Annotated in this window: 21 protein-coding genes and 1 pseudogene; 13 read left to right on the forward strand and 9 right to left on the reverse strand. The window is 64.9% G+C overall.

From position 1 onward, the window contains the following. Positions 1-233: 233 nt before the first annotated feature. Entirely contained in the window at positions 234-1,454 is a 1,221-nt protein-coding gene (locus C477_RS04905; RefSeq protein ID WP_394295430.1) for an MFS transporter, read from the reverse strand. A 153-nt stretch (positions 1,455-1,607) separates the two neighbouring features. Between C477_RS04905 and C477_RS04910 the strand changes: the two genes are divergently transcribed. Together C477_RS04910 and C477_RS04915 are read left to right on the forward strand one after the other, a co-directional pair. Next, positions 1,608-2,543: an ABC transporter ATP-binding protein gene (locus C477_RS04910; RefSeq protein ID WP_008893341.1), complete on the forward strand. Its 936-nt coding sequence runs from the start codon at positions 1,608-1,610 to the stop codon at positions 2,541-2,543. Continuing rightward, the gene (locus tag C477_RS04915) at positions 2,540-3,382 is read left to right on the forward strand and encodes an ABC transporter permease subunit (protein ID WP_008893342.1); all 843 of its coding nucleotides are present in this window, start codon (positions 2,540-2,542) and stop codon (positions 3,380-3,382) included. Before C477_RS04910 ends, C477_RS04915 begins: the two co-directional genes overlap by 4 nt. A gap of 227 nt (positions 3,383-3,609) precedes the next feature. Here C477_RS04915 and C477_RS04920 read toward each other — a convergent pair whose 3' ends face one another. The 6 genes from C477_RS04920 to C477_RS04945 form a co-directional block, all read right to left on the reverse strand. Continuing rightward, positions 3,610-4,200, reverse strand: a complete 591-nt coding sequence (locus tag C477_RS04920; protein ID WP_008893343.1) for a diacylglycerol/polyprenol kinase family protein — start codon at positions 4,198-4,200, stop codon at positions 3,610-3,612. 96 nt (positions 4,201-4,296) lie between these two features. Continuing rightward, a complete protein-coding gene (locus C477_RS04925) occupies positions 4,297-4,653 on the reverse strand; it encodes a HalOD1 output domain-containing protein (protein ID WP_008893344.1) in 357 nt (118 codons plus the stop codon). A gap of 46 nt (positions 4,654-4,699) precedes the next feature. Then, the gene (locus C477_RS04930; RefSeq protein ID WP_008893345.1) at positions 4,700-5,839 is read right to left on the reverse strand and encodes a bacterio-opsin activator domain-containing protein; all 1,140 of its coding nucleotides are present in this window, start codon (positions 5,837-5,839) and stop codon (positions 4,700-4,702) included. Between the two features lie 194 nt (positions 5,840-6,033). Then, positions 6,034-7,020 (reverse strand): acetamidase/formamidase family protein, encoded by a 987-nt coding sequence (locus tag C477_RS04935; RefSeq protein WP_008893346.1) that lies wholly within the window; start codon positions 7,018-7,020, stop codon positions 6,034-6,036. 101 nt (positions 7,021-7,121) lie between these two features. Continuing rightward, positions 7,122-8,906, reverse strand: coding sequence for a glycine--tRNA ligase (glyS, locus tag C477_RS04940; RefSeq protein ID WP_008893347.1), 1,785 nt, complete (start codon positions 8,904-8,906; stop codon positions 7,122-7,124). Beyond that, positions 8,899-9,753 carry a CBS domain-containing protein gene (locus tag C477_RS04945; protein WP_008893348.1) on the reverse strand — a complete coding sequence of 285 codons (855 nt, stop codon included), beginning with the start codon at positions 9,751-9,753 and terminating at the stop codon, positions 8,899-8,901. Before C477_RS04945 ends, glyS begins: the two co-directional genes overlap by 8 nt. Before the next feature lie 129 nt (positions 9,754-9,882). Here C477_RS04945 and C477_RS23980 point away from each other — a divergent pair, with 129 nt between their 5' ends. Beyond that, entirely contained in the window at positions 9,883-10,044 is a 162-nt protein-coding gene (locus tag C477_RS23980; protein ID WP_008893349.1) for a DUF7556 family protein, read from the forward strand. A gap of 270 nt (positions 10,045-10,314) precedes the next feature. On the opposite strand, the gene C477_RS04950 is transcribed toward C477_RS23980, so the two are convergent. Next, complete coding sequence (locus tag C477_RS04950) at positions 10,315-10,764, reverse strand: DoxX family protein (RefSeq protein ID WP_008893350.1); 450 nt, start codon at positions 10,762-10,764, stop codon at positions 10,315-10,317. Positions 10,765-11,002: 238 nt separating this feature from the next. Here C477_RS04950 and C477_RS04955 point away from each other — a divergent pair, with 238 nt between their 5' ends. The 3 genes from C477_RS04955 to C477_RS04965 all read left to right on the forward strand — a co-directional run bounded on the left by C477_RS04955 (position 11,003) and on the right by C477_RS04965 (position 12,724). Continuing rightward, entirely contained in the window at positions 11,003-11,527 is a 525-nt protein-coding gene (locus tag C477_RS04955; RefSeq protein WP_008893351.1) for a hypothetical protein, read from the forward strand. Between the two features lie 116 nt (positions 11,528-11,643). Then, the gene (locus C477_RS04960) at positions 11,644-12,150 is read left to right on the forward strand and encodes a hypothetical protein (protein WP_008893352.1); all 507 of its coding nucleotides are present in this window, start codon (positions 11,644-11,646) and stop codon (positions 12,148-12,150) included. 145 nt (positions 12,151-12,295) lie between these two features. After that, the gene (locus C477_RS04965; protein ID WP_008893353.1) at positions 12,296-12,724 is read left to right on the forward strand and encodes a DUF2267 domain-containing protein; all 429 of its coding nucleotides are present in this window, start codon (positions 12,296-12,298) and stop codon (positions 12,722-12,724) included. Positions 12,725-13,094: 370 nt separating this feature from the next. On the opposite strand, the gene C477_RS04970 is transcribed toward C477_RS04965, so the two are convergent. After that, positions 13,095-13,361, reverse strand: coding sequence for a DUF7553 family protein (locus tag C477_RS04970; protein WP_008893354.1), 267 nt, complete (start codon positions 13,359-13,361; stop codon positions 13,095-13,097). A 139-nt stretch (positions 13,362-13,500) separates the two neighbouring features. Here C477_RS04970 and C477_RS04975 point away from each other — a divergent pair, with 139 nt between their 5' ends. From C477_RS04975 to C477_RS05000, 7 genes and pseudogenes are all read left to right on the forward strand, one after another. Further along, positions 13,501-13,695, forward strand: coding sequence for an HVO_2922 family protein (locus C477_RS04975; RefSeq protein WP_008893355.1), 195 nt, complete (start codon positions 13,501-13,503; stop codon positions 13,693-13,695). Positions 13,696-13,961: 266 nt separating this feature from the next. After that, entirely contained in the window at positions 13,962-15,317 is a 1,356-nt protein-coding gene (locus C477_RS04980; RefSeq protein WP_008893356.1) for a sodium/calcium exchanger membrane region, read from the forward strand. Between the two features lie 83 nt (positions 15,318-15,400). Beyond that, a complete protein-coding gene (gene uvrB / locus C477_RS04985; RefSeq protein WP_008893357.1) occupies positions 15,401-17,464 on the forward strand; it encodes an excinuclease ABC subunit UvrB in 2,064 nt (687 codons plus the stop codon). 715 nt (positions 17,465-18,179) lie between these two features. Further along, positions 18,180-18,722, forward strand: coding sequence for a hypothetical protein (locus C477_RS04990; RefSeq protein WP_152423271.1), 543 nt, complete (start codon positions 18,180-18,182; stop codon positions 18,720-18,722). Beyond that, positions 18,691-19,014: pseudogene (locus C477_RS24890) on the forward strand (hypothetical protein); the annotation flags it as partial. The gene C477_RS04990 and the pseudogene C477_RS24890, both read left to right, overlap by 32 nt. Before the next feature lie 153 nt (positions 19,015-19,167). After that, positions 19,168-23,445: a hypothetical protein gene (locus tag C477_RS04995; protein WP_152423273.1), complete on the forward strand. Its 4,278-nt coding sequence runs from the start codon at positions 19,168-19,170 to the stop codon at positions 23,443-23,445. Between the two features lie 2 nt (positions 23,446-23,447). After that, the gene (locus tag C477_RS05000) at positions 23,448-23,966 is read left to right on the forward strand and encodes a hypothetical protein (RefSeq protein ID WP_152423274.1); all 519 of its coding nucleotides are present in this window, start codon (positions 23,448-23,450) and stop codon (positions 23,964-23,966) included. Positions 23,967-24,000: the final 34 nt, after the last annotated feature.

The following is a 24,000-nucleotide window of genomic DNA, read 5'->3' on the forward strand; positions in this document are numbered from 1 at the left end:
CATCCCCGAGATCTACTGCTGGGGGCTGTCGATGCCGGGGCGCGACCCCGAGACGGCGACCTGGGCGTTCGTCTTCGACGATCCCGACGATATCACCGACGACGTTCGCACGGAGCTTCGGTCGCTGGCCGACGAGGTCGATGCCCTCGAGGTCGACGGGCGCACGGTGACGATGGACGGGACGGTTCCCGAGAACTCCGACGCGGGGCAGTGAGACGCCGTCGGGACACCGTTCAGTCCGACGCGGCCGCCGAAAGCGCCGGCAGCCACCGAACGAGTACGATCGCACAGACGACAAAGGCCGCCAGCACGACGTAGCCCTCGTCGAAAAAGCCCCGTTCGGCGAGCGCGCCGAACAGGACGGGACTCGCGGCGCCGATCGTCATGTAGGTGCTCCGCAGGAATCCCACGCCCGTCCCCTGCATGTCCGTCGGGAACGCCGCGGTCATGTACGGCAGCGTGATCGTCCCGTACCCCAGGATGCTCGAGAGCAACATCGTCCCGGCGACGATCGGCCAGAACCCCTCGAGGAGCGGGAGCGCGACGAGCGCGACGGCCATGACGCCCAGAACGATCGGCAACGACCGTCGAATCCCGAACTCGTCGTAGAGCCGCCCGGTCACCGGCTGGACGACGATCCCGAGCGCGAAGAACGCGCTGAACAGCGCCGTGGCGATCCCCTCCGAGAACCCCTTGATCTCGATCAGGTAGGTCGGATAGAAGCCCGTAAACGCCTGCCAGACGCAGTAGGTGAGGATCTGAATCGCCGTCACGACGACGATCTCTCGGCGGCGCAACTGGGCCCCCACGTACCGGGCGGTCTCGAGCGAGAGGCTGTCGACGGCGCTGCCCTCGCCGGAGGTTCGGCCAGGGACGACGGCCCACAGCAGGCCGGCGACCAGCAGGAAGACGGGCGCGGCGATGCCGAAACCGAACTGCCAGGCCAGCGTCGTCGCGATGGCGCCGGCCGCGAGCGGGAGCGCGGCGTTGCCGACCTCGCCGGCGGCCATCGTGACGCCGACCGCGGTCCCCGCGTTGTTCGGGAAGACGTCCGAGAGGATGGTGAACCGGGCAACGCCGTACAGCGCCGTCCCGAAGCCGAAACAGGCCGTCGCGAGGTAGACCAGCGCCGCCGAGTTCGCGACGGCGACGACGCCGACCGCTATCGCCGAGACGAGTGAGCTCGCCACGAGGATATTCCCCTCCCCGAGGCGGTCGGCGAGGATCCCGCCGGGAAGCTGGCCGAGCGCGTACGCGAGCCACAGCGCCGTCAGCAGGAACCCCGCCGTCGTCAGGTCGAGGCCGTAGGCCTCCCGCAGGAAAGGCAACAACACCGGGTACGTGAGTCGGACGCCGATCGAGAAACACCAGCCGGTGGCGACGGCGAACAGGATCTTCCCGCGACCCTCCGCGAGCACCGATCGGATCCGCGACACTCGTTCGAACCGCTGCAACCGAGACACTGGCCGCCACGTTGGAGGCAAGCGGTGTTGAGGCCTCCTGAACGGTACGGTGTTGCCGATACCGGAACCCCGCAGAGCCCCGCGATCGGTGATACCGCCCAACCCATCAAAAGGATAATAATATCTCACCGATGTTTCGATCGTATGTCAGCGATCGAACTCCGCGGGGTGACCAAACGTTACCGGCGGTTCGGCATCCGCGGGAGCCGAACGGTCACCGCCCTCCACGATCTCGATCTCACCGTGCGCTCCGGCGAGATCTTCGGATTTCTCGGCCCGAACGGCGCCGGCAAGTCGACGACCATCGACCTCCTGTTGGACTACGCCGCCCCCACGTCGGGCTCGGTTCGCGTCCTCGGTCACGACGTCGCGACCGAGAGCGCGGCCGTCCGCGACCGGATCGGCGTCCTGCCCGACGGCTACGGCCCGATCGGCGACCGAACGGGCCGCGATCACGTCGAGTTCGCCATCAACGCCAAAGACGCCGACGACGACCCCGACGACCTCATCGACCGCGTCGGGATGCAGGGGCCGGCCGACTACCCCGTCGCGGAGTACTCGAAGGGAATGGCCCAGCGGCTCATGCTCGCTGTGGCGCTGGCGGGCGAGCCGGACCTCCTCGTGCTGGACGAGCCCTCGACCGGGCTCGATCCCAACGGCGCGCGCACCATGCGCCGGATCGTCCGCGAGGAAAACGAGCGCGGCGCGACCGTCTTCTTCTCGAGTCACATCATGGAGCAGGTCGAGGCGGTCTGTGACCGCGTCGGCATCCTGGACGGCGGCGAACTCGTCGCCGTCGACTCGATCGACGCGTTGCGCGAGGCCGCCGGCGGGTCGGCGGCCGTGACGCTCGAGCTCTCTGCGGTCCCCGCCAACGTCGTCGACTACGTCCGAGCGCTCGAGGGCGTGGTCGACGTCGAGATCGACGAGCCGTCGGTGACGGTGACCTGCGACGACGCCGCGAAGGCGGCGGTCGTCGCGGCCTTCTACGACTCACCGGCGACCGTCCGGGACGTCACGACCAGTGAGACCTCCCTCGAGGACCTGTTCGAACGCTACACGCGGGGTGTCGCCCAGTGAGTCGCCTGGCCGCCCTCGCGCTGTTCGTCCGCGAGGATCTCCGCGATACGGTCCGGGAGCGGCAGCTGTACCTGCTGGTCGGGATCTACGTCCTCCTCGGCGTGCTCCTGACCTACTCCGAGGGGCGGACGGCGGCGCGGCTGTCCGGAAGCGCGCCCCCGCTGACGGCGGGGCTGTACGCGCTGTTCTCGATGGTGACGCCGCTGCTGGCGCTGGCCTTCTTCGCGTCCGCGGTCGTCGAAAAGCGCTCGAGCGGCGCCCTCAAGGTCGTTCTCGGTCTCCCGATCGATCGCGCCACGGTCGTCTTCGGAACCTTCCTCGCGCGGAGCCTCGCGATTGTCGCGGCGATCGTCGTGTCGTTCGCCGCCGCCGTTCCGGTGGGGCTGGCCCTGGGACTGCCCGTCGATCCCGCGCAGTTCGTCGGCGTCGTCGCGGCCCTCGTTCTGCTGGCCGCGACGTTCACCGCGCTCGCGGTCGGTCTCTCGTCGACCGTCCGCACGTCGACCCGGGCGACGGCCGCCGCGTTCGGCGTCTTCGTGCTCTTCTTCTTCCAGCTGTGGGCCCAGCTCCCGCGGATCGCGCTCTACGTCGCCCACGGCTTCTCGTGGCCCGCGACGACGCCCGAGTGGGTGGCCTTCGTCGACGCGCTGAATCCGATGGCGGCGTACACCTACCTCGTTGCCGGGCTCTTTCCCGACCTCGAGGGCGGGACGTTCGTCAGACCGCCGGCGGAACCGACGTTCTACCAGACGCCGGCGTTCGCGCTCGCGGTACTGGCCGGCTGGATCGTCCTCGCGCTCGGCGTCGGTTACTGGCGGTTCCGGACGACGGACCTCTAACGAACTTTTTCCGCCTCGGGTTCACTCGCGGCGTCTTCGCGCGGCGTTGCCGCGCGAACGGTCCGCGGGACCGAAGGTCCCGCGCTGGGCGCAAAAACTTCGATGAAAAAGATCGTCGTCGCGGGGTTGAACCCCGCTCCGACGAGTAACCGCTCGCAAAGCGAGCGGATGCCATCGGTTCTCCGTGAGCATCCTCGCGTACGTATTCCACGGGTCGATCGCCCGTTTCAGACTAGCCCGAACTCGAGGACGAGCGTGGCCAGCAGGCCGGCGTAGATGGGGATCGTCAGGTTGTCGTCGACGATGAAATCGCCGATTCTGAGCTTGACGCCGTCGGCGACGGTCGCGCCGATGGCGGCCGCGACGACGGCCAGCGGCGTCTCGTGGAGAAAGAGCGCGGCGATGAGCGTCGAGACGACGAACATCGTGACCAGCACCTTCGGCCCCTTGACGAACTTGAGGCTGTCGTCCGAGACGGTCCCGCTGATCGGATCGCCGATCGCGAGCATCAACATCGACGGGAGGGCGACCCGCGGCTCGAAGAACAGCACGGCGACCGTCATGCTGAGCATGTAGTAGCCGTAGCCGGCGAACTGGTTCTGTTCGTACTCCCGGGTTAGCGAGTCGTAGAGCGACAACTCGACGCCGACGTAGAGCCGGAGGAACTCGAGGGCGATCGTTCCGACCGCGAGGAGCCCCATCAGGAGCTGAAATCGATCCCAGGTCAGCCCGAGATCGAACTGAGCGGCGAGGAGATAGAGCGCGACCAGTCCCGCCCCGCTCGCGTGGACGGCTCGTCGCTTTAGTTCGTCAGCCATCAGATCTCCCGTCGAAGGTAACGACCTTCAGTCCGTCGGTTACGTTCGACACGATCCGTGTTCGGACGCCGATCCACCCCGCCCGCGGGGGCCGAATTAGTCCGTAGCGAGTTTGACGACGACGGTTCCGTCGCTCGAAACGACCACGTGACAGCCCTCGTAGGAAAAGCTCACGGTGAGGGGGTGGTCGCGAGTCGACGTCACGAGATCGGCGAGCGACTCGGGGTCGACGGTCGCGAACAGCGGCGCCATGGTACAGGGATCGCGGTCCGTGACGGCCCCGACGTTCTCGACGATCGCGGTGGTGAGCGCGTCGGTAACCGTACCGTGCTTCGTTTCGAGCGCCGCGTCGAAGCGAGTGTGAAACGTCTCCGTGGTGGGATCGTGACCGACGCTGTCCTCGCCCATCGGTGGGGAAGACATGACGTCGGAGTGGATCGTATCCTCGTCCATTGGGCACAGTATGCAAGCGGTCGTGGTAAGGGCGGACGCTGACCAGTCAGCGTGCGTCCGCGCCAGACTTCTCGAAGAGGTGTCGCAAGACGGTCTGCTGGGCCTTTCGTAGGTGCTGGTTGAAGGTCTGGCGCGTGACGTCGAAGCGGTCGGCCAACTCGTCGCCGGTGCTGGTCCGGGGCGTATCGAAGTAGCCGCCGAAGTAGGCGGCGTCGAGCGCCGACAACTGTCGCTCGGTGAGCGCGTCGGCGACGACGCCGTACAGCAACTGGGGCGAGTAGACGAGGTCCTCGGAGACCAGTTCGACTTCGGGGTGGAACCGCCGGATCCTGGACGCGGCCTGCCGGGGATCCACGTCTCCGGGCAATTCGCCCAGAAACCGGACCTCGTCGGGAGCGATCACGACGGCGCGGGCGCGACCGCCGAGGTCCGGAAACACCTGCGAGACCGTCGCCGACTCCGCCTTCGCTTCGACGCGATGGTAGCCGTCGATCGAACTGAGCAACCGCGCGTCGCGGTAGTGGGGCACCTCCTCGACGGCGGTCACGAACTCGCTCGCCGGGAGGTCCGACGTCCCCATGTACTGGACGGTCGTCCCGTTCTGCAGCGAGACGACCGAGTCGACCTCGAGTCGAATCTCGTCGTCCGCGACCCGCAGGGAGGGCGGGACCGCGGTCCGGTCCGTGCGGAACTCGAGGCGCCGGACGTGGTCGCTGGTCAACCGCTCCTCGCGGCGCTTCAGCGCCGTCGCGTCCTCGAAGGAGACGACGACGTACTCCACGTTCCCGTCGTCGTCCAGTACGGGCGCCGAATTGCTCGAGAGCCACCGCTCGGAGCCGTCGGGGAGTTCGATCCAGTGTTCGAAACCGTAGACGGGTTCGCCCGTCTCGAGAACTTGCGTAACCGGGTTTTCCGACACCGGAACGGGCGAGCCGTCGTCGTAGTAGATGTTCCACTCGGTCTCGGCGTACGACCGGCCGACGATATCTTCGTTCGTCCGGCCGAGCGTTTCCGCCGCTCGTTCGTTCGCGAACGCGTAGCTTCCCGCCGAATCGATCACGACGGTGCTAACGGGGTTCACGTCGAACACCCGCCGAGCCAGATCCTCGGGCGGGGTTCGGACGAACTCGTCTTCCCGGGGGTCGACCGACTCCTCGGCCTCGTCGTTCTCGGCAGACTCCGTCACCGTCTCATCGCCCCGTACGGTCGGACGCTCCCTCGACCTCGGCTGTCCCTCTCGTCGGAACGGTCGCGGTCACGCCGGTCGTCGCCGAACAGTCGCGCGCGCTCGCCCCCTTCCGACGCCGTCTCAGCGAATTGGCGCTGCTCCATACGAGCGAGAGGGGACCGACGAATAAATGGGATTCTATCGGGGGGTCCTCACGCACGCGTGGGGCGCTGCTTCGCCTCGGGAAAGATGCTCTCCGGGAGGTACGCGGAGACGACCCAGTTCGGCGCGTTGACGGCCTCATTGATCTTCAGGTCGACGGCCACCGAACACAGCATGTAGGCGTCGTCGCGATCGAGTCCGCGCTCGTCCTGGAGGTGGTCGACCATGCTCCGGACGGCCCGCCTGGTCGCCGTCATCAGGTCGTCGGCGATGCCCGTCGTCCCGTACATCGGCTCGTCTCGACCGGTCGGTGTGAACGGACCCGCGGTCTCGAACTGCGGCTGCTCGATCGAGCGGTCCGAGCGCAGGCCGAACCGGCAGGTGACGGTCATCGGCGCTTCGATGCCGGTCCCGCAGACCTCGCCGTCCCCCTGTGCGGCGTGGCAGTCTCCGATGCTGAACAGGGCGTCCTCGACCGCGACGGGAAGATAGACCGTCGAGCCCGCCGTGAGCTGCTTGACGTCTATGTTCCCGCCGACGTCCCGCGGCGGAAACGTTCCGTGGGTGCCGTCCTCGGCGGGCGCGACGCCGACGATGCCGGGGAACGGATTCAGCGGCACCTCGATCCCGTCTCCGAAATAGCCGACGTCGCCCTCGAGATCCCAGACGTGCAACGCCGGGTCGGGGAACTCGTCGGCCAGCACGCCGAGCTCCGCCGGTCCCGGGAGGACCAGCGTGTAGCCGACGCCCTCGTGTTCGACCTCGAGCAGTTCGACCGCGAGGACGTCGCCCGGTCGGGCGCCCTCGATCGCGATAGGGCCGGTCAGCGCGTGGATCGGATCGATGTCGAGCGCAGCGACGTCCGCCGCCGTCGACTCTGGGCTGAGCTGTCCGTTCGTCGCGTCCCGACACGAAATCCGGACGACGTCCCCCGGCTGGACCGTCAGGGCCGGCTCGCGTCCGTTGTCCCAGTCGCTGTGAACGGCGTCGTCCTCGGCGTCGATCCGATGGTCTACCGTGATCTCCTCGGCATCCATTATGATACTCGGTACGACACCACGGGATAAAACGGTATCTCGCCGGTAGCGGCGTCAAACCCCGGTTTCCGCTCGAGACGGCGAACGCGGTCGACGCCGCGTTACAGCTCGTCGAACTCGAGGTCGCCTTCCCGGATCGCCGACAGCGTCTCCGCGAGGTCGTCGACGGGCAGCCGCTTCTGGTCGGTCGTGTCCCGCTCGCGGACGGTGACGGTCGTCTCCTCGTTTTCCACGGTCTCGTAATCCACCGTGACGCAGAACGGCGTGCCGACCTCGTCCTGGCGACGGTAGCGCCGGCCGATGTTGCCCGAGTCGTCGTACGTGACCGAGAGGCCGACCTCGCGCAGGTCCGCGACGATTTCGTTCGCCTGCGCCTCGAGTTCGTCGTCGTTCTGGAGCGGGAAGACGCCGACGAAGGTGGGCGCGACTTCCGGCTCGAGGTCGAGGTAGGTCCGTTCCTCGCCGTCAACCTCGTCCTCGCGGTAGGCGTGGTGGAGGACGGTGTAGACCAGCCGGTCGACGCCGAAGGAGGGTTCGATGACGTGGGGCGTGATGTGCTCGCCGGCCTCGGTCTGCTCCTCGACCGCGAATCCGGTCTTCTCGACGGGGATCTCGCGGGTTTCGCCCTCGAGATCGATCTCGACGACGTCGCCGTCGAACGCCGAGCGATCGCGCGCGGCGAGGTCCTCGAGCTGCTGGACGACGGCCTGCGCGTCGCCGCCGAACTCGGGACCGAGGTAACTCATGTCGGGGTCGACGGTGGCGCGCTCGACGGTCTTCGGTTCGTCGTACTGCTTGAAGATCGTAAAGCGGTCGTCGGAGTGCTCGCCGTGTTTCGAGAGGTCGTAGTCGCCCCGGTAGGCGAAGCCGGCCATCTCGATCCAGTTGCCGTCGATCTCGCTTTCCGCGTCCCAGCAGTCGCTGGCGTAGTGGGCCCGCTCGCCCGAGAGGTGCTGGCGGAACCGGAACCGGTCCATGTCGACGCCGACCGCGTCGTACCACGGCTTGGCGACGCCCAGGAAGTAGGCGACCCACGGGCTCGAGATGATCCCGTCCTCGACGGCGTCGCCGATCGTCGTCCGGATCTCGTCGCCGTCCTCGGCGTTTTGCTCGCTGGCCGGGTAGAGCGTCACCTCGACGTCTTCGACGCTCGAGAGGTCCGGCTCGTCCGTCTCGGGGTCGATGAAGTACTCGAGTTCGGCCTGCGTGAACTCGCGAGTGCGGATGATCGAGCGCCGCGGGCTGATCTCGTTGCGGTAGGCCCGCCCGATCTGGGTCACGCCGAAGGGGAGCTGGTTGCGCGCGTACTCCTTGAGCCGGGGGAACTCGACGAAGATGCCCTGTGCGGTCTCGGGGCGCATGTAGCCGGGATCGGAGTCGCCGGGGCCGATGTTCGTCGCGAACATGAGGTTGAACGTTTCGACGGCCTGGCCCGCGAGTCCCGCCCCGCAGGAGGGACAGACGAGTTCGTACTCGGCGATGACCTCCTCGACTTCGGGGATGGGGAGGCTTTCGGCGTCCTCGTACTCGGTGTTGTCCTCGACGACGTGGTCAGCGCGGTGGCTCTCGCCGCACTCCGGACACTCGACGAGCATGTCGTCGAAGCCGTCCAGGTGGCCCGAGGCCTCGAAGACGGGCTCGGGCATGATGGTGGGCGCGTCGATCTCCATGTTCCCCTCGGCGACCGCGAACCGGTCGCGCCAGGCGTCCTCGACGTTGCCCTTCAGCGCCGCGCCCTGCGGGCCGAAGGTGTAGAAGCCGCCGACGCCGCCGTAAGCGCCCGACGACTGGAAGAAGTAGCCCCGCCGCTTGGCCAGTTCGACCAGTCTCTCGCTCGTCGCCGCGGTCACGCTCTCGGTGTCGTCCGCGTGTTCTTGCTCACTCATAGAGTGCCTCCAGCAGGTCGACGTCACAGACGATGCCGACGAGATCCTCGCCCGTGACCATCGGGATCTGTTCGATATCGTTGCTGATCATCCGCTGGGCGGCCTCCTGGATCGACGTCTGCGCCGAGACCGTCACCACGTCGTCGCTCATGAACGCGCTGACCGGCTCGGCCGGAATCTCGATGTCCCGCGTGGGGAGGTAGCGGCTGCCGACGGCCTTGATTCCCTCCCACGACCAGTCGTCGTCCTGGTCGCCGAAGTTGTCGCCGGTCTCCTCCTCGCCTTCGACGATGCGGGCGACGTCGATGACGTCGACCTCCGTCAGGACGCCGCTCATCCGGCCGTCGTCGTCCAGCGCGACGGCGTAGGGGACGTTCGCGTAGGATAGTTCCCGCTCGGCGACCGGGAGCGGCGCGCCCTCGTAGGTGGTGTTGACGTCCTCGCTCGCGTAGGACTCGACGGTGCCCTCGGTCTCTTGGTCGCCCGCCGCGATCGCGTGGATCACGTCGGTCACCGTGACGATCCCCTCGAACTCCCCGTCGACGACCGGCACGCGGCGCGCTCCGTCCTCGACCATCGTCCGCGCGACGTCCTCGAGGCTGGTGTCGGCCGTCGTCGTCGGGACGTCCTCGTCCATCAGGATGACGAGCTGGTCCTCATCGGGCTGTTCGATCAGCGCGTCGCGGGAGATCAGCCCTCTGTACTCGAGACCGTCCTCGGTCGATTTGAGCACCGGAACGGACGAGAACGGTCGCTCCTGAAGGTACTCGAGGACGTCCGAGCGCGAACCCGGCAGTTCGACGGTTACCACGTCTTCGCGGGGCGTCATCGCGTCGGCTACGTTCATATCCCCACGGTACGGCGAAAATGAGTATAAACCCAGTGTTTCGTGCGCCCGCGATATCGGCCCGACCAGTCACTTGGGCTGATAGTTCGATTCGATGAGTTTATATGTGGTTGGGAACGAGTGACATACATGGCGACGAACCCCCACGCCATGACGTCCGACGACACCGTCGTCGGTTCGATCGACTCGACGGACTCGAGTACGGAGTACGTCATCGCCGATATCTCGGCCGATGGCGCCTGGCTTTCCATGCAGGCTGACGACGCGCCGACGCTTCCGGCATGGCGATAATTGGGGGTGGGAAACGGGATTTCTGTTCCGTCGACGAACTCGGTCGCGCCCGGTCACCGGTGATCGGCTGCGTACCGGTTCCGTTCGACGGCTTATTTGACGAGGGTAGTCACGACGACTGTCGTTCGAGCGCGGCAGCCGACGGTTTCGCCGATGCGACAACGGGGTGACGCCGTCGCCGGCCGCAACCGCTGTTCGAGTAGACCGTCGACCAAGACGTCTAACGCATCCGAGAACGAGCGGTTCGATTCCTGATACCGTCCGCGACGTTCAGAAGAGGCCGAGACCGACCGCGTAGGGCCACTCGAGGGCGCCGAGCGCGACCAGCGTCAGCGACGCGCCCAGCAGGCCGACGTTCTTCAGGAACGCGTTCATCTCGGACTGTTGCTGGTCCTCGGGGACGGCCCAGAAGTCGTGCATCGTCGGCGTCGCCACGAGCAGGAACGCGGCGAGCGCGCCGGCCGCGAGCGCGGGGAAGACGCCGAGTATGACGCCGAGACCGCCCGCCACGAGCACGACCCCGGAGAGGGCGACCGAGAACGTCGGCGCCGGAATCCCCTTCATCTCGGCGTAGCCGGCCATGCCCTCGAGGTCGAGGAAGTGGTTCACGCCCGTGAACGCGAGGACGCCGCCGAAGAGTATCCGAGCGACGAGGAACAGTTCGGCCGCAAGCGGGCCGTCAAAACTCTGTAGCGGTACCGTTTCGATAGCAGCTATCATTCTGTAACCTGCTGTAGTAATCGAACCGTAATAGCCGTTCTCGGACATCCGTATCCCCTGGTAACGGCGGTGTTATCGACTATCCTCGGTGACATCGAGACCGAATCCCACACCCGTGAATCGGGATCTCGACTCTTTCCCTGGCCTCTCGAATTCGGTCCGACCGCGAGTGTCCGCGTCGAACGACCGATCCGCAGCGCCCAACGATTTTAGTACGCGAGGATCGAGCGTCCGATCGATGGACGGTCCAGACCCCCGACGCGACGGCGGCCCCGAGCGCCCGCGGACGGTGGACGCCGTCGGCCTCGAGCGCGACGACTCGCGGCCGACGGTCGCGACGTTCCTCTCGTCGCTCGTTCCGGCGGCCCTGGCCCGACGCGCGGTCGCCGTCTCGATCGCGACCGACCGCGAGGTCTACGCTCGCGACGAGCCGGTCGACATCTCGGTCGACTTCAAAAACCGGCTGCCGGTGCCCGTCTCCGTGCCGACGCCGCGGCGGCGCCGCTGGGGCTGGACGATCGACGGCGACCTCGAGGGCAGCGACGAGCGCCGCTACGTCCCGGAACGCCCCTCGACGTTTCGGTTCCGCGGCGGCGAGCGCAAACGAGTGCAAGTGACCTGGAACGGCCGCCTCGAGCGCACCGACGGCGACCGTCGCGAGTCGGTCGTCCCCGACCCCGGCACCTACGAACTCCGGGCGTTCGTCGCGACCGGCGCCGATCGGCACCGGCCCAGCGACGAGACGACGATCCGCCTCGAGTAGGTCGAGGCCACCGGCTCGAGTCGCGCCCGTTTCTGTCTCGAGTAGGTCGATGACCCCCGCCGAGCGTCGGCGGGACCACCGGTAACCGTTTACTCGGGTGTGTTGTGGTACCACATATGTCGCTCGAGCAGGTGTTCTCGCGGCTGCCGGACCCTCGATCGCACGCGTTCCCGGACCACTCGCTGCCTCGCGGTGACCCCGTGTTTCCAATCGCGGTCGCTCGCGAGGAACTGACGGCGGTCCTGGAACTGTACGAGACGTTTCGGGCCGTGGATCCGACCGGACTCGACGCGAACCCGTTCCTCGAGGCGGCGACGACGCACATGCGACAGACGTTCGGGGTGCCCCGATACCGGCCGGACGAGCAGTTGGCCGACGACATCGCGGTGCTGTTGAACGACTTCTCGGCCGATCTGGGCGGGCGTTCCATGGGCGTCGTCGACGCGACGCCGGCCCACCACCGGACGCTGTACTTCTTCCTGGTCAGCTGTCGGGGCTACTACGGCGCGCCCCACATCCGGTTCGAGCCCGACGAGGCGGCCGTCGAGACGCTGTACGACCTCTACCAGCGGGTGACCGAGCAGGAGGTGTACCTCAAACGGCCGTCGTCGGTGCTCGAGTGACGTCGTTGCGTTCCGTTCGGGATTCCGTTCGTTCCCAGTCGCGCGAGTGAGACGTCCTCGAGTTCGCGGCCGGCGTCGCGGCGGCCGGCGTCCCGTCGTCGCGGCCCCGGCAGTTGCCGCCCGAAGGGTCAGGGAGCGAGTGGGCGTGGGGACGCCCATAGAACGGGCAGCCATCGTCGAGACGGTCAGCGACCGCACCGAAGCCGACGACGACGGCGCGACGGACGCCACGCGAGCCGTCCTCGAGACGCTCGGCGAGCACCTGAGCGCCGATCAGGTCGACGATCTGGCGGCCGAACTGCCCCCGGACCTGAGCGAGCACCTCACCGAGGGCGAGTCCGGGGAGCAATTCTCCGAGGAAGAGTTCATCTCGCGGGTCGACCAGCGCATGGAAACGCTCGACGTGACCGGCGAGCGCGCCGCGACCGCGGTGCTGGCGACGTTCCTCGAGTCGGTCGACGAGGCGGAACGCTCCGCGGTCGTCGACCAGTTCCGACAGTACGGCCTCGAGACCCTGCTGGGTGAGACCGACGCCGACGTCGACGTCAGCGAACGCTCGCCTCGAGAGCGATAGCGAGTGAGCGTCGTCTTCTGGAGCGTCGAACCGACGGTAACTGGCGTCTCGGGGCGAACCGATCGGAGAATCGCCGCTCGTTTTCCTCGCGCTGGCAGCGAGGAGTTCCACACCCTCCCCAGCCGACTCGTTCGCTCGCTGGCTCACGGCCGTCGGCCGTTCGCCCGTCCGCTCACTCGTCCCTCGCGAGTCGCGTCGCGTCCCGCATTCGAGGCACTCACTCCGTTCGTGCCTCGCTATCGCTCGCTGCGACGCTGCGCGCCGATGGTCGAATTGCGATCGATCGCTACTCGAGTCGCTACGAGGGCGGTCGAACCCCCCGCGAAAAACGAGTCGTCTCGATGCTCCTCGAGTCGCTCGAGCGTTCGATTCAGGCCTGGTCGACCTGCTCGCGGTAGTCTTCGACCTCCTCGATCGCCTCCTCGACCTTGTCCTTGGTGTTGCCGTCGGCCGCCTCGCGGACCTGTCGCAGCGTGTTGAGCCGTTCGTCGAGGATCGCGTGATCGGGTGTCGTGTCGCCCATCACGTAGTCGGCGAACGCGTCGGTGGTCTCGCGGATGTCGTCGCGAACGTCGTCGTCGGCCGATTTGGCCGCTTCCTCGAGGTCGTCGCGGGCCTGCTGGAGTTGCTCGGTCATAGTCGAATCCAAACCGAGACGACGCATAACGGTTGGGCGAGCAATAGCCACGTCCGTTCGGACTCCGAACGACGTTTGCACGAACTGATTCCGGGGTATGGAAGGCTATTAGTGGCGACCGACAGTACCTTGCTAGTGAATGACCAGTACGGCGACGTTCGAGGTTTTTCAGGACAGAGCGGGCGAGTGGCGGTGGCGTCTCGTCGCCGCGAACGGGAACATCATCGCCGATAGCGGCGAAGGCTACGCGTCCAAACAGGGGGTCAAGCGAGGCATCGACAGCGTCAAACGGAGCGCGGCCGGAGCGGACGTCCAGTTCGTGACGGACGACTGAGGCGGCGCCGCGGTCGGCGAACGGATTCGAAACCTCGTCCCGCCGGGAGGACATCCAGACGGGCCATCGGCTCCGACACTGACGTTTTCATCACTCTATCTCCAAAACGGCCGAATTCCGACGAAGGAGCTCGTGAGGCGGGCGTATCCCCGAATGTCGGCAAATCCCCGATTCCGAGCGTTCGATGCCTCGAGAACCTCGAAATCGGTGGTAAGAGGCACATCTTGTACCTTATATGGGGGGACGTACTCGTCAGTATCACATACATGTCGTCTCGGTTACGCCATCCGCTCGTCGCCGTCATCGTTACGCTACTCCTGACAGTCCCGTGGATCGGGACGTTCCTTTCCTACGGCGGCTATGGAACCGTTCATCCGAGCGAAAACATCGCGGCCGGTATCGCCGTCCTCGTCGCCGGAACCGCGATCCTCGGCGCGGCGTTCCTGCTCGCGTGGGCGGCCGAAACCGCCGAGAAGGACGTCCCGCAGGCGTTCGCCATCGCGGTGCTCGCGGTGCTTGCCGTGGCTCCCGAGTACGCCGTCGACGCGCTCTACGCCTGGCAGGCCGGCGCCGGCTCCGGCGAAGCGGGCAACCTCGCGGTCGCGAACATGACCGGCGCGAACCGGATCCTCATCGGGCTCGGCTGGTCGGGGATCGCGCTGTTCAGCATCTACCGCGCGAAGCGCACGGCCGATCCGGCGGTCGAACACCGCTCGGGGGTCCTCGCGGACGCGGTCACACTGGACCGCGCGATCTCCCTCGAGATCGTGTTCCTCCTCGTCGCGACGGCGTTCGCGTTTCTCGTCCCGCTCGGCGGCGGGATCGGGATGGTCGATACGCTCGTTCTCGTCGGCCTCTATCTGATCTATCTTCTCGTGATCATCCGGAGCGACGTCGAGGAAACCGAGGAACACGTCGGTGTGCCCGCGTATTTCCAAGGCTTCCCCAAGATCCCGCGAGTGGCGGTCGTCCTCTTCGGATTCGCGTTTTCAGGGGCGATAATCTTCACCGCGGTGCATCCGTTCGCGGAAGGGCTCGAGCAGATGGGCCTCCAGTACGGCGTCCCCGAGTTCTTCATGATCCAGTGGCTCGCCCCGTTGGCCTCCGAAAGCCCCGAGCTGATCGTCGTGGCCTACCTCGTGAACAAGGCGCGGACGACCGCCGGATTCAACGCGCTCATCTCCTCGAAGCTCAATCAGTGGACGCTGCTCATCGGGACGCTCGCGGTCGTCTACTCGATCTCCGCCGGGCACGTCGGGACGCTCCCGTTCGATTCGAAGCAGGTCGCGGAGATTTGGATCACCGCGGCCCAGAGTTTCTTCGCGATCGCCATCCTGACGAACTTCGAGATCAGCACCCGCGAGGCGCTCGCGTTGCTCGGACTGTTCGGAACGCAGGTCCTCGCGGAGTTCTACGTCATTCGGACGTACTCCGAGCCGGTCGTGACGGACCTCAGCATGAGCGTCCTCTACGGCTACACTGCCGTGTACGTCCTGCTCGGGCTCGCCTTGTTCCTCCGGCGACGCGACAGCGTCCGCGAACTCCTCGAGCGAACCGCCTTGACCACGCGAGCGGCGATCGGTCTCGGGACCGCCCAAGCCCAGAGAGAGCACGCGGACTGAGTCTCGTCCGCCGTCGCCTCCGCCCGCGTTCGCGCGTCGCGTAATGCGAGCGCGTAAAGTAGCTCGAGGCCCTGATCCCGCTAATGAGCGACTCCGATTCTCGAGGCCCCCTCCAGCCGGATCGTCCCGACGTCGATCGGCCGTTTACGGTCGACGCGCCCTTCGAGCCCGCGGGCGACCAGCCCGAGGCGATCGAGCAGTTAGCCGAGGGGTTCCGACAGGAGATGGACAGACAGACCCTGCTCGGGGTGACCGGCTCCGGAAAGACCAACACCGTCTCGTGGTTGATCGAGGAGATCCAGAAGCCGACCCTCGTCATCGCCCACAACAAGACGCTGGCCGCCCAGCTCTACGAGGAGTTCCGGAACCTCTTCCCCGAGAACGCCGTCGAGTACTTCGTCTCCTATTACGACTACTACCAGCCCGAGGCCTACGTCGAGCAGACCGACACCTACATCGACAAGGACGCGTCGATCAACGACGAGATCGACCGCCTGCGCCACTCCGCGACGCGCTCCCTCTTGACGCGCGAGGACGTCATCGTCGTCGCCTCGGTCTCGGCGATCTATGGCCTCGGCGACCCGCGCAACTACGTCGACATGTCCATGCGACTCGAGGTCGGCGAGGAGGTCGGCCGCGACGAGTTGCTGAAGCGGCTGGTGGACCTCAACTACGAGCGCAACGACGTCGACTTCACGCAGGGCACCTTCCGCGTGCGGGGCGACACCGTCGAAATCTACCCGATGTACGGCCGCTACGCCGTCCGCGTCGAACTGTGGGGCGACGAGATCGACCGCATGGTGAAGGTCGACCCCCTCGAGGGGAAGACTCAGGGCGACCAGCAGGCCGTCCTCGTCCACCCGGCGGAGCACTACTCGATCCCGGAGACGACCCTCGAGGAGGCGATGGACGAGATCCGGACCGACCTCGACAAGCGCATCTCTTACTTCGAGCGCACGGGCGACATGATCGCTGCCCAGCGCATCGAGGAGCGAACGACCTTCGACCTCGAGATGATGCAGGAGACGGGCTACTGCTCGGGCATCGAGAACTACTCCGTCTACCTCTCGGATCGGGAATCGGGCGACGCGCCGTACACCCTGCTGGACTACTTCCCGGACGACTTCCTCACAGTCGTCGACGAATCCCACGTCACACTTCCCCAGGTTCGCGGGCAGTACGCCGGCGACAAGTCCCGGAAGGACTCGCTGGTCGAGAACGGGTTCCGACTGCCCACGGCCTACGACAACCGGCCGCTCACCTTTGAAGAGTTCCAGGAGAAGACCAACCAGACGCTGTACGTCTCGGCGACGCCCGGCGACTACGAGCGCGAGGAGAGCGACCAGATCGTCGAACAGATCGTTCGACCCACCCACCTCGTCGACCCCGAGATCGAGGTCTCGCCGGCCAGCGGCCAGATCGACGACCTGATGGACCGCATCGACGAGCGCATCGAACGCGACGAACGGACCCTCGTCACCACCCTCACGAAGCGGATGGCCGAGGACCTGACCGAGTATCTCGAGGAGGCCGGCGTCGACGTCGCGTACATGCACGACGAGACGGACACGCTCGAGCGCCACGAGATCATCCGCTCGTTACGTCTGGGCGAGATCGACGTCCTCGTCGGGATCAACCTCCTGCGGGAGGGGCTGGACATCCCCGAGGTTTCCCTCGTCGCGATCTTAGATGCCGATCAGGAAGGGTTCCTCCGCAGCGAGACGACGCTCGTCCAGACGATGGGCCGGGCGGCGCGAAACGTCAACGGCGAGGTCGTCCTCTACGCCGACGACCCCTCGAACGCCATGGAGTCGGCGATCGAGGAAACCCAGCGTCGCCGCCGGATTCAACAGGAGTACAACGAGGAGCACGGGTTCGAACCCACGACGATCGAGAAGGAAGTCGGCGAGACGAACCTCCCCGGCAGCAAGACCGAGACCACGCAGGTCTCGGGCCGCGAGATCGAGGACGAGGAGGAGGCCGAACGCTACGTCGCCGAACTCGAGGACCGGATGGACGAGGCCGCGAGCAACCTCGAGTTCGAACTGGCGGCCGATATTCGCGATCGGATCCGAGAAGTGCGCGAGGAGTTCGAACTCGGCAGCGGCGAGGACGAGGGGATCGCGCCGCCGACGGAAGAGTTCTGAGCGGGATCCCCTCTCCGCGAGAATCGGTTTCGATCGTCGAGAATCCGCGTTCACCGGCAGACACGAGTCCGTTACAACTCCGGTACCGCGTTCGTGGCCCTCCGACGGCCCGAAACGGGATTCCGAGACGGCAGGGAGTCCGAGTCACCATACAGTCTCGATCATCGATACCGCAGGGATGCGTCCATCATTGGTCGGCAAACTCCTCGATTGCGGCGAGTTTCCAGCAATCAAATCTGAGTCGGACGACAGTCATTTCACCAGACAGTTTCCCTGAGAAGGTGGCGTAACCGCTTCCAGACGGAACGGACCTCCGCTCTCGTGCGGGTGATCGGACGCGTTCGTCGCTACTCGAGCATCAATTGACGAGAGACTGCGAAGCATCTATTCAACACTGAGCGCCGTTTCGTCGGGGGAACTCGGAGCTGATTCCCCCCGTGGACTTCCTTATCGCAACGGTCCGGAGAGATAGTACACGCACCGATAAGCTATTATATTACCACTATAGTCACGATATATAGACATTCCAACTGAGAAGATATTAGCAGTAACGTTCTCCATTTTACTGATTACGGGGGCTATCGGCCCGGCTTTGGCCGCTCCAAATTCCCCGACACCGCAACCGACCGCAGAGAACGGAAGCGAAAACGCGGCGTACGAACTGTTTTCGGCGGGTGACCGCGACCCCACCGCACTCGAGCTGAAATATGCAGCCGTGCAGGAATTAGCGGTGCTGGAGCCCGCGGATCGGTCAGACGAACGCCGGAAGAAGCAGGCAGGGAATCGAATCAACGAGACGGTAGATAACTATCTCGACGACGACCGCGTCGAGAGTCCGGCGGTGTTCGAAGGAGATGCCGCCGCCGCATCGCATCTGGCGTCGCTCTCGGATGCCGATCCGCACGGCGTCAACCAGACGACATGGTTACTCGCGAAGGCGAACGCGCGGACTGCGAACGTATCCATCACGGATGTGAAACGCGCCCTCGAGCGGTTCGACGACGACCTCGACGATCCCGGCCATCGGAACGCGATCGAGAGCCACCTTCGAAACGCAGAACGGGCGTACGAGCGGGGTGAGAACGCGCTCGAGCGTGACGGAAGCGTCAAACGAACGGCGAAGGATCGCGCACGTGCGATCCGGCAGTTCATGACCGCGTGGCGCCAGAGCCAGCAGGCGCTGGACACGATCCAGCGGGAAGACGACCCCGCAGGTCACCATCACGATGCGCGGCGATCCACCTCGGAACGACAGTGATTCGATCACCGGTGAGATCCGTGGTACCGTCTTCGACGTTCGGCCGCACGATTTGACCACCGCGACGGTGACGGTCGGTGATACCGAACCGAAAACGGTTCCGCTCGAGAGGACTAGCCGGGGACTGACGGCCACGTTCGCGGTGAACGTCACCCTACAGGAACAGCGTACCTCGGTCACAGTCGAGGTCGACGACACCGGGACCCGGCGCGGGAGACCTGGTGCTGCTGACGTTGGTCGTGATATCGTCTTGTTCGACGGCGACGGCCTTCCGGATACGTACGAAAGAGATGTCGTCGGAACCGACCCGCAGGACCCGGATAGCGATTCTCCGAAGGTCGATGAAAACGTCAGCGATAACGGCATCGTCGATGGCCTCGAAGACTTCGACGCCGACAACGTCTCGAATTACCACGAAGGTCGGTTCGGGTCCGATCCGTTCCAGGTGGATACTGATGGTGACGGACTGCCCGATCAGTTCGAGGTCCAATATCCGGAACTCGACCAGACCCTGACCGATACCAACGACGACGGTACCAGCGATGCTGAGTGGGATATCGACGACGACGGATTGACCAACCGCGAGGAGTACGAGGCCGGTACGAACCCGCAGCTGGCCGACCGCGACCACGACGGTCTCGATGACGGCCGTGAGTTGAAGGTCGGCACGGACCCCCAGAACCCGGATACCGATGACGACGGGCTGCTCGACGGCGAGGAACTCGAACTCGGAACGGACCCGCTCGTGGCCGACTCCGACGGTGACGGGGTCGTGGACGGCAGCGAGACGATCGAGACGACGGTTCGCGACGAAGAAACCAACGTCTCGTTAACGATGCGCGGTTCGGGGAACGTGGCCTCTGCGGTAGATATCACCCCGAAGCCGACGTTCTTCGAGGAAGACGAGATCAGTGCGAGCCCCACCGTCCGTGTCGTTAACCGTACCGACTTCACGAACGCGACGATCGAAATTCCGATCGACGAGACGATACCGGAGTCGAAGTACGACGATCTCTCCGTCTTCAAATGGAGCGGACAGGCGAACGAAACGTGGATGCCGGTCGAGTCGACGATCGAAAACGGAACCGCACGTGCGACGGTCGACTCGTTCTCGTACTTCACGGTGCTCGACGCCGACGAGTGGGTCGATGCGACGCTCCTCGACGAGACGACGGAAGCGGTTCCACTCGAGGGCAGTTCGAACTTTTCGTGTAACGCTGCCTGCGAGGTCGCGGACAACTCGACGCTCGTCCTCGGTGGTGAACCGAACGCTCGAAAGATATCCGTCGAGCAGGGATCCGAACGCTTCGACGTCGTTCCGTTGAGTAACGGCCAGCGGATCGAGGAGTTCTACGATTACGGTAACGCCCAGATCAACTCCCCGCTGCCGATCGCCGAGAGCGACAAGAGCCAGCTCTTCTTCTGGTCCGGCCCGGAGGGACTGAGTCTCGTCCTTCTCCACGACAAGCCCAGCGACGGGTCCGGTGGCGCGGTCACGATGACGTTCGACGATCTCCCGACGGGCCAGGGGAACTGGATCGTCAGAGACGACTCCGGGGATTATCGACATAACACGCGGTTCGACTGGGCGTGGAATCGGATCCGTACGGACGGCGGTGTGTTCCGCGGTGGACTCACCAACCAGTCGGTAACGATCGATCCCGCATTCAACGACGCAGCGACCAGATCGCCGCTCGACCACGGTGAGCTCACCGACTGGCAGGTGTTGACGGGGCGTGCGACCGACCCACGGTCTCATTCGCTGGAGATGGACGAGCCGGTGACCGTCCGCGTTCCCGAGGCGCCGGCGATGAACGAGTCGAACGAGACTGTCGGCGATTCCGGAAACGCATCCATCACGTACGATCTCAGCGACGATACCGACGAGATTTCGGTCGCCTACCAGACCGAGCAGACGAACGTCGATCCGACCGCGACGTTCGTCGCCACCGGTTCGAACGGAACGACGGTCACCGAATCACTATCGATTGGGACAGTGGGCACGGTCAAAGAAGCCATCAACGTCTCCGCGCTCAGTGATGGCGAGGCCACGCTGACGCTCACCGCTGACGGTGTCAATCTCAGAGCACAACTGCTTACCACGGATGCGGTCGATACGGACGGTGACGGGATTCCGGATGCCACCGAACGGAAGGGATTCCTGACCCCGCGCGGCACAATCACGACCGACCCGGACAGTGCCGATACGGACGGCGACGGGCTCAGCGACCGCGAAGAAATCGGCGAGCCGACGAACTTGGATGACGTCGCCGAACGACTCGAGCCCGGTAGCGGCGCTTCGGACCGGCAACAGCGACGGGCCAGAGCCCTCCTCGAGACCGTCGAAGCGGCCGGATACGATACGAACTCGACCAGAGGCGTCTACCTCAACATCGCGAGTGACCCGACGGAGAGAGACTCCGACGACGACGGGCTCGACGATCGGACGGAACGCGTCGAGGGGAGTACGGTCGTTAGAACGACCAGCGCTAGCGAGACCGAACGCGCCCTCGAGGGATCGGATATCGAGACACTGTCGAACGCCTACGAAACGTACAACGCGACCAGTAACCCGTGGAGCGTCGATACGGACGGGGATGGACTCGACGACGCCCGCGAACGCGAACTCGCGACGGATCCGACCGGAAGCGACACCGATCGTGACGGGCTTTTCGATCGCGACGAAGCCGACGACGAAGGTGATCCGACGCTGTTCGACACGCGCCCGCCGACGATCGACATCCGGAGTTCGGGCTATCATATCCCGGAGACGAGCCTCGACACGACGTACTGGGTCAGCCTCCGTCTGGACGATCCGACCGGTGTCGATCGAGCCGCACTGATCAAAGCCGGAAACGAAGAGACGTCCGAGACCTACGACGGTGGCGATACCGTCTACGACTACCTCGAGTTCACCGAGAAATTCGCCGAGTCTGAGACCGAACTCGATACGAGCAGCGTGAAATCGACGTTCGTCTCTGGCTTTAAGAAGGCTACAGAAACAGCCGGAAGCGTCAGTGAGAGTATCGGTGATACCGTCGCCGGGACGACGATCCACGTCGAAGCGAGCGACACGAACGGAAATAGCCAGCAAACCGTCGGCATTCAACGGCAGAACTTCTACAGCGAAGCCGCCGACGGGCTTTACACGGACACGATCTTCGATCATGCGGTGGCCAGCGAGTTCGGTACGGTCTCGGGATTCTCCTCGAGTCTGGGCGTCGCTCTCCAGGATGTCTCCCAGCTCATCGACGACCCTACTGCCGTCGTCGAAGGGATCGAGATGCTCCTTGAGCTGGTCAGAGAGGAACGACTCGGAGCCGCCGAAACGCTGGTCGACGCGATGGTTCAGAGCGTCGAGCAGAAGCAGGCGTTGAACAACCCGTACGGTTCGCTCGAGGAGAAAGACCGACCGCGGCTGTACGACACGTTCGAGCGGAACTGGTACGAGGGGTACGCGGCAGGGTTCCTCGCGAAAACGGCGCTCGGCGGAGCGGCCTCGAGCAGCATCAAGAACACGATCAAGAGCACGACGACTGCGCAGAAAGTCGGCTCGAAACTCGCGGACACGAAGGCGCTTCGTGCGATCTCACGCGTCAGCGATGCGAAAGAGGCCGCGAAAGGCCGCGCGACCGCCCGAATTCTGCTGACTGCCGACGGTGACGCCGCCGAACCGCTGCTGAGTCAGGCCGATACCGCTGGCGGTGCGTTCCGGCTCTGGCGGCATCAGCGCGCGATGGACGCTGACGTCGATGCGATGTCAGAGGCCAAGCAGCAACGGTTAGGCGAGTACCTCATGCGAAACGGTGACGATGGCGTGGACGTCTTCGACAGCCTCGATGCCGACGTGCGAGACGACTTCCTGGGGACGCCGTGTCGCCGAGCGTCGGTGTCGATGGCTGCCGGCGCCGGGCTGGCGGGTGGGTGCGGCGACATCGGCGACGACCTCCGCGAGCAGTTGACAGTCGTCGACAGCCGCAGCGACTCGTTTGACGTCAACCAGTTCCTCAAGAACACCGACGCCGACAGTCGGGCGGCGTTCAGCCAGGTCGACGATGCGACTGCGACCCGGATGCTCGTCCGCTACGGCGAGGGCGACCTCGATGCCGAGAATCTTCGGCGGATGAACGAACTGCTGGACAGCGGCGACATGGATCAGGCCGACGCCCAGCGGATGATGGGGATGTTGGAGACGAAGGAGCATGATCCATTGATCGATGACGTCGATGCAAACGACCTCCTGGATATCGCTGAACAAGGAGGTGACTTAGCGACGACACGGCTGGTTGTAAAAGATAAGTCCGAAAACGTCCGCTGGATGGAACGAGGGAGGTACACACCCGAGAGTAGCGACAAAAGCTACGGATGGGAATATCTGAAGGCGCGACATATTGACGGTCGGCAGCTGACGGAGAAACAGGCGACGGACTTCTGGCCGATGGGGCAAAAATTCGACTCGAGAGCGGAGCCCCTGCCGGATACCATGTCTGAAGAGGACGTCAACAAAGCAGTCTATCAAGCGATAAAAGAGGGTGAGACGACCGACCAAGATGCATTCAACTACGACGGATTCGACCCCGAGTTCGTTGATAGAACGGGAATTTCTCGCATTCGAGTCGTGATACGAGAGGGGAACGTTCGGACTGCTTTCCCGAAGGGTGGGGAAGATGCCTGGGCATACATTAGTGAGAACGACGTTGGTTGGATCAACCGAGGTGAGTGAAGATGAGAGATTACAGTAACCGGGGTGTCTATCTCGATCTCCCTTCACCGTCATCAACTGCTGGCTGGCTAGAGACGGGATCGATGCCGGCAGGCGATATACGGCTCCTTACGGAGAATATTCCGGAGGAAAGCGATAAACCGTATCATGAGTGCAGTCTGTTAGGGGACGTGTTGAAGGAACTGGTTGCCGGGATCGAAGCAATCCTCGACGGAGATAGCATCTCTATCGAGCTGGATGCCACTCGGATTCACATTACCCCCAAACCAGATGGCGAGTGCGTCACGGTACGAGTCGAGATCATGGGGATTCCGGATGATGTCCGTGGACACGAGCCCGACGTGGTAGGAAGGACCGAACTCGTGACGGAAATCTACGTCACTGTTCGATCTTGGTGTGACGACGCACTAGCGGTCAATCCGGATCTCGACAGTTCGGAATGGTATCAGGAACTCAAAGCGGCGCTCGCAGACGCAGAAGATGCACTCGAGGACGCCGGGATAGAAGAGATCCGACAGTAACTGTCGGAGCGACATCTCTGGAATTTCGCAAAGA

Origin of the sequence: Haloterrigena salina JCM 13891 (genome assembly GCF_000337495.1) — an archaeon.
Classification (GTDB): domain Archaea; phylum Halobacteriota; class Halobacteria; order Halobacteriales; family Natrialbaceae; genus Haloterrigena; species Haloterrigena salina.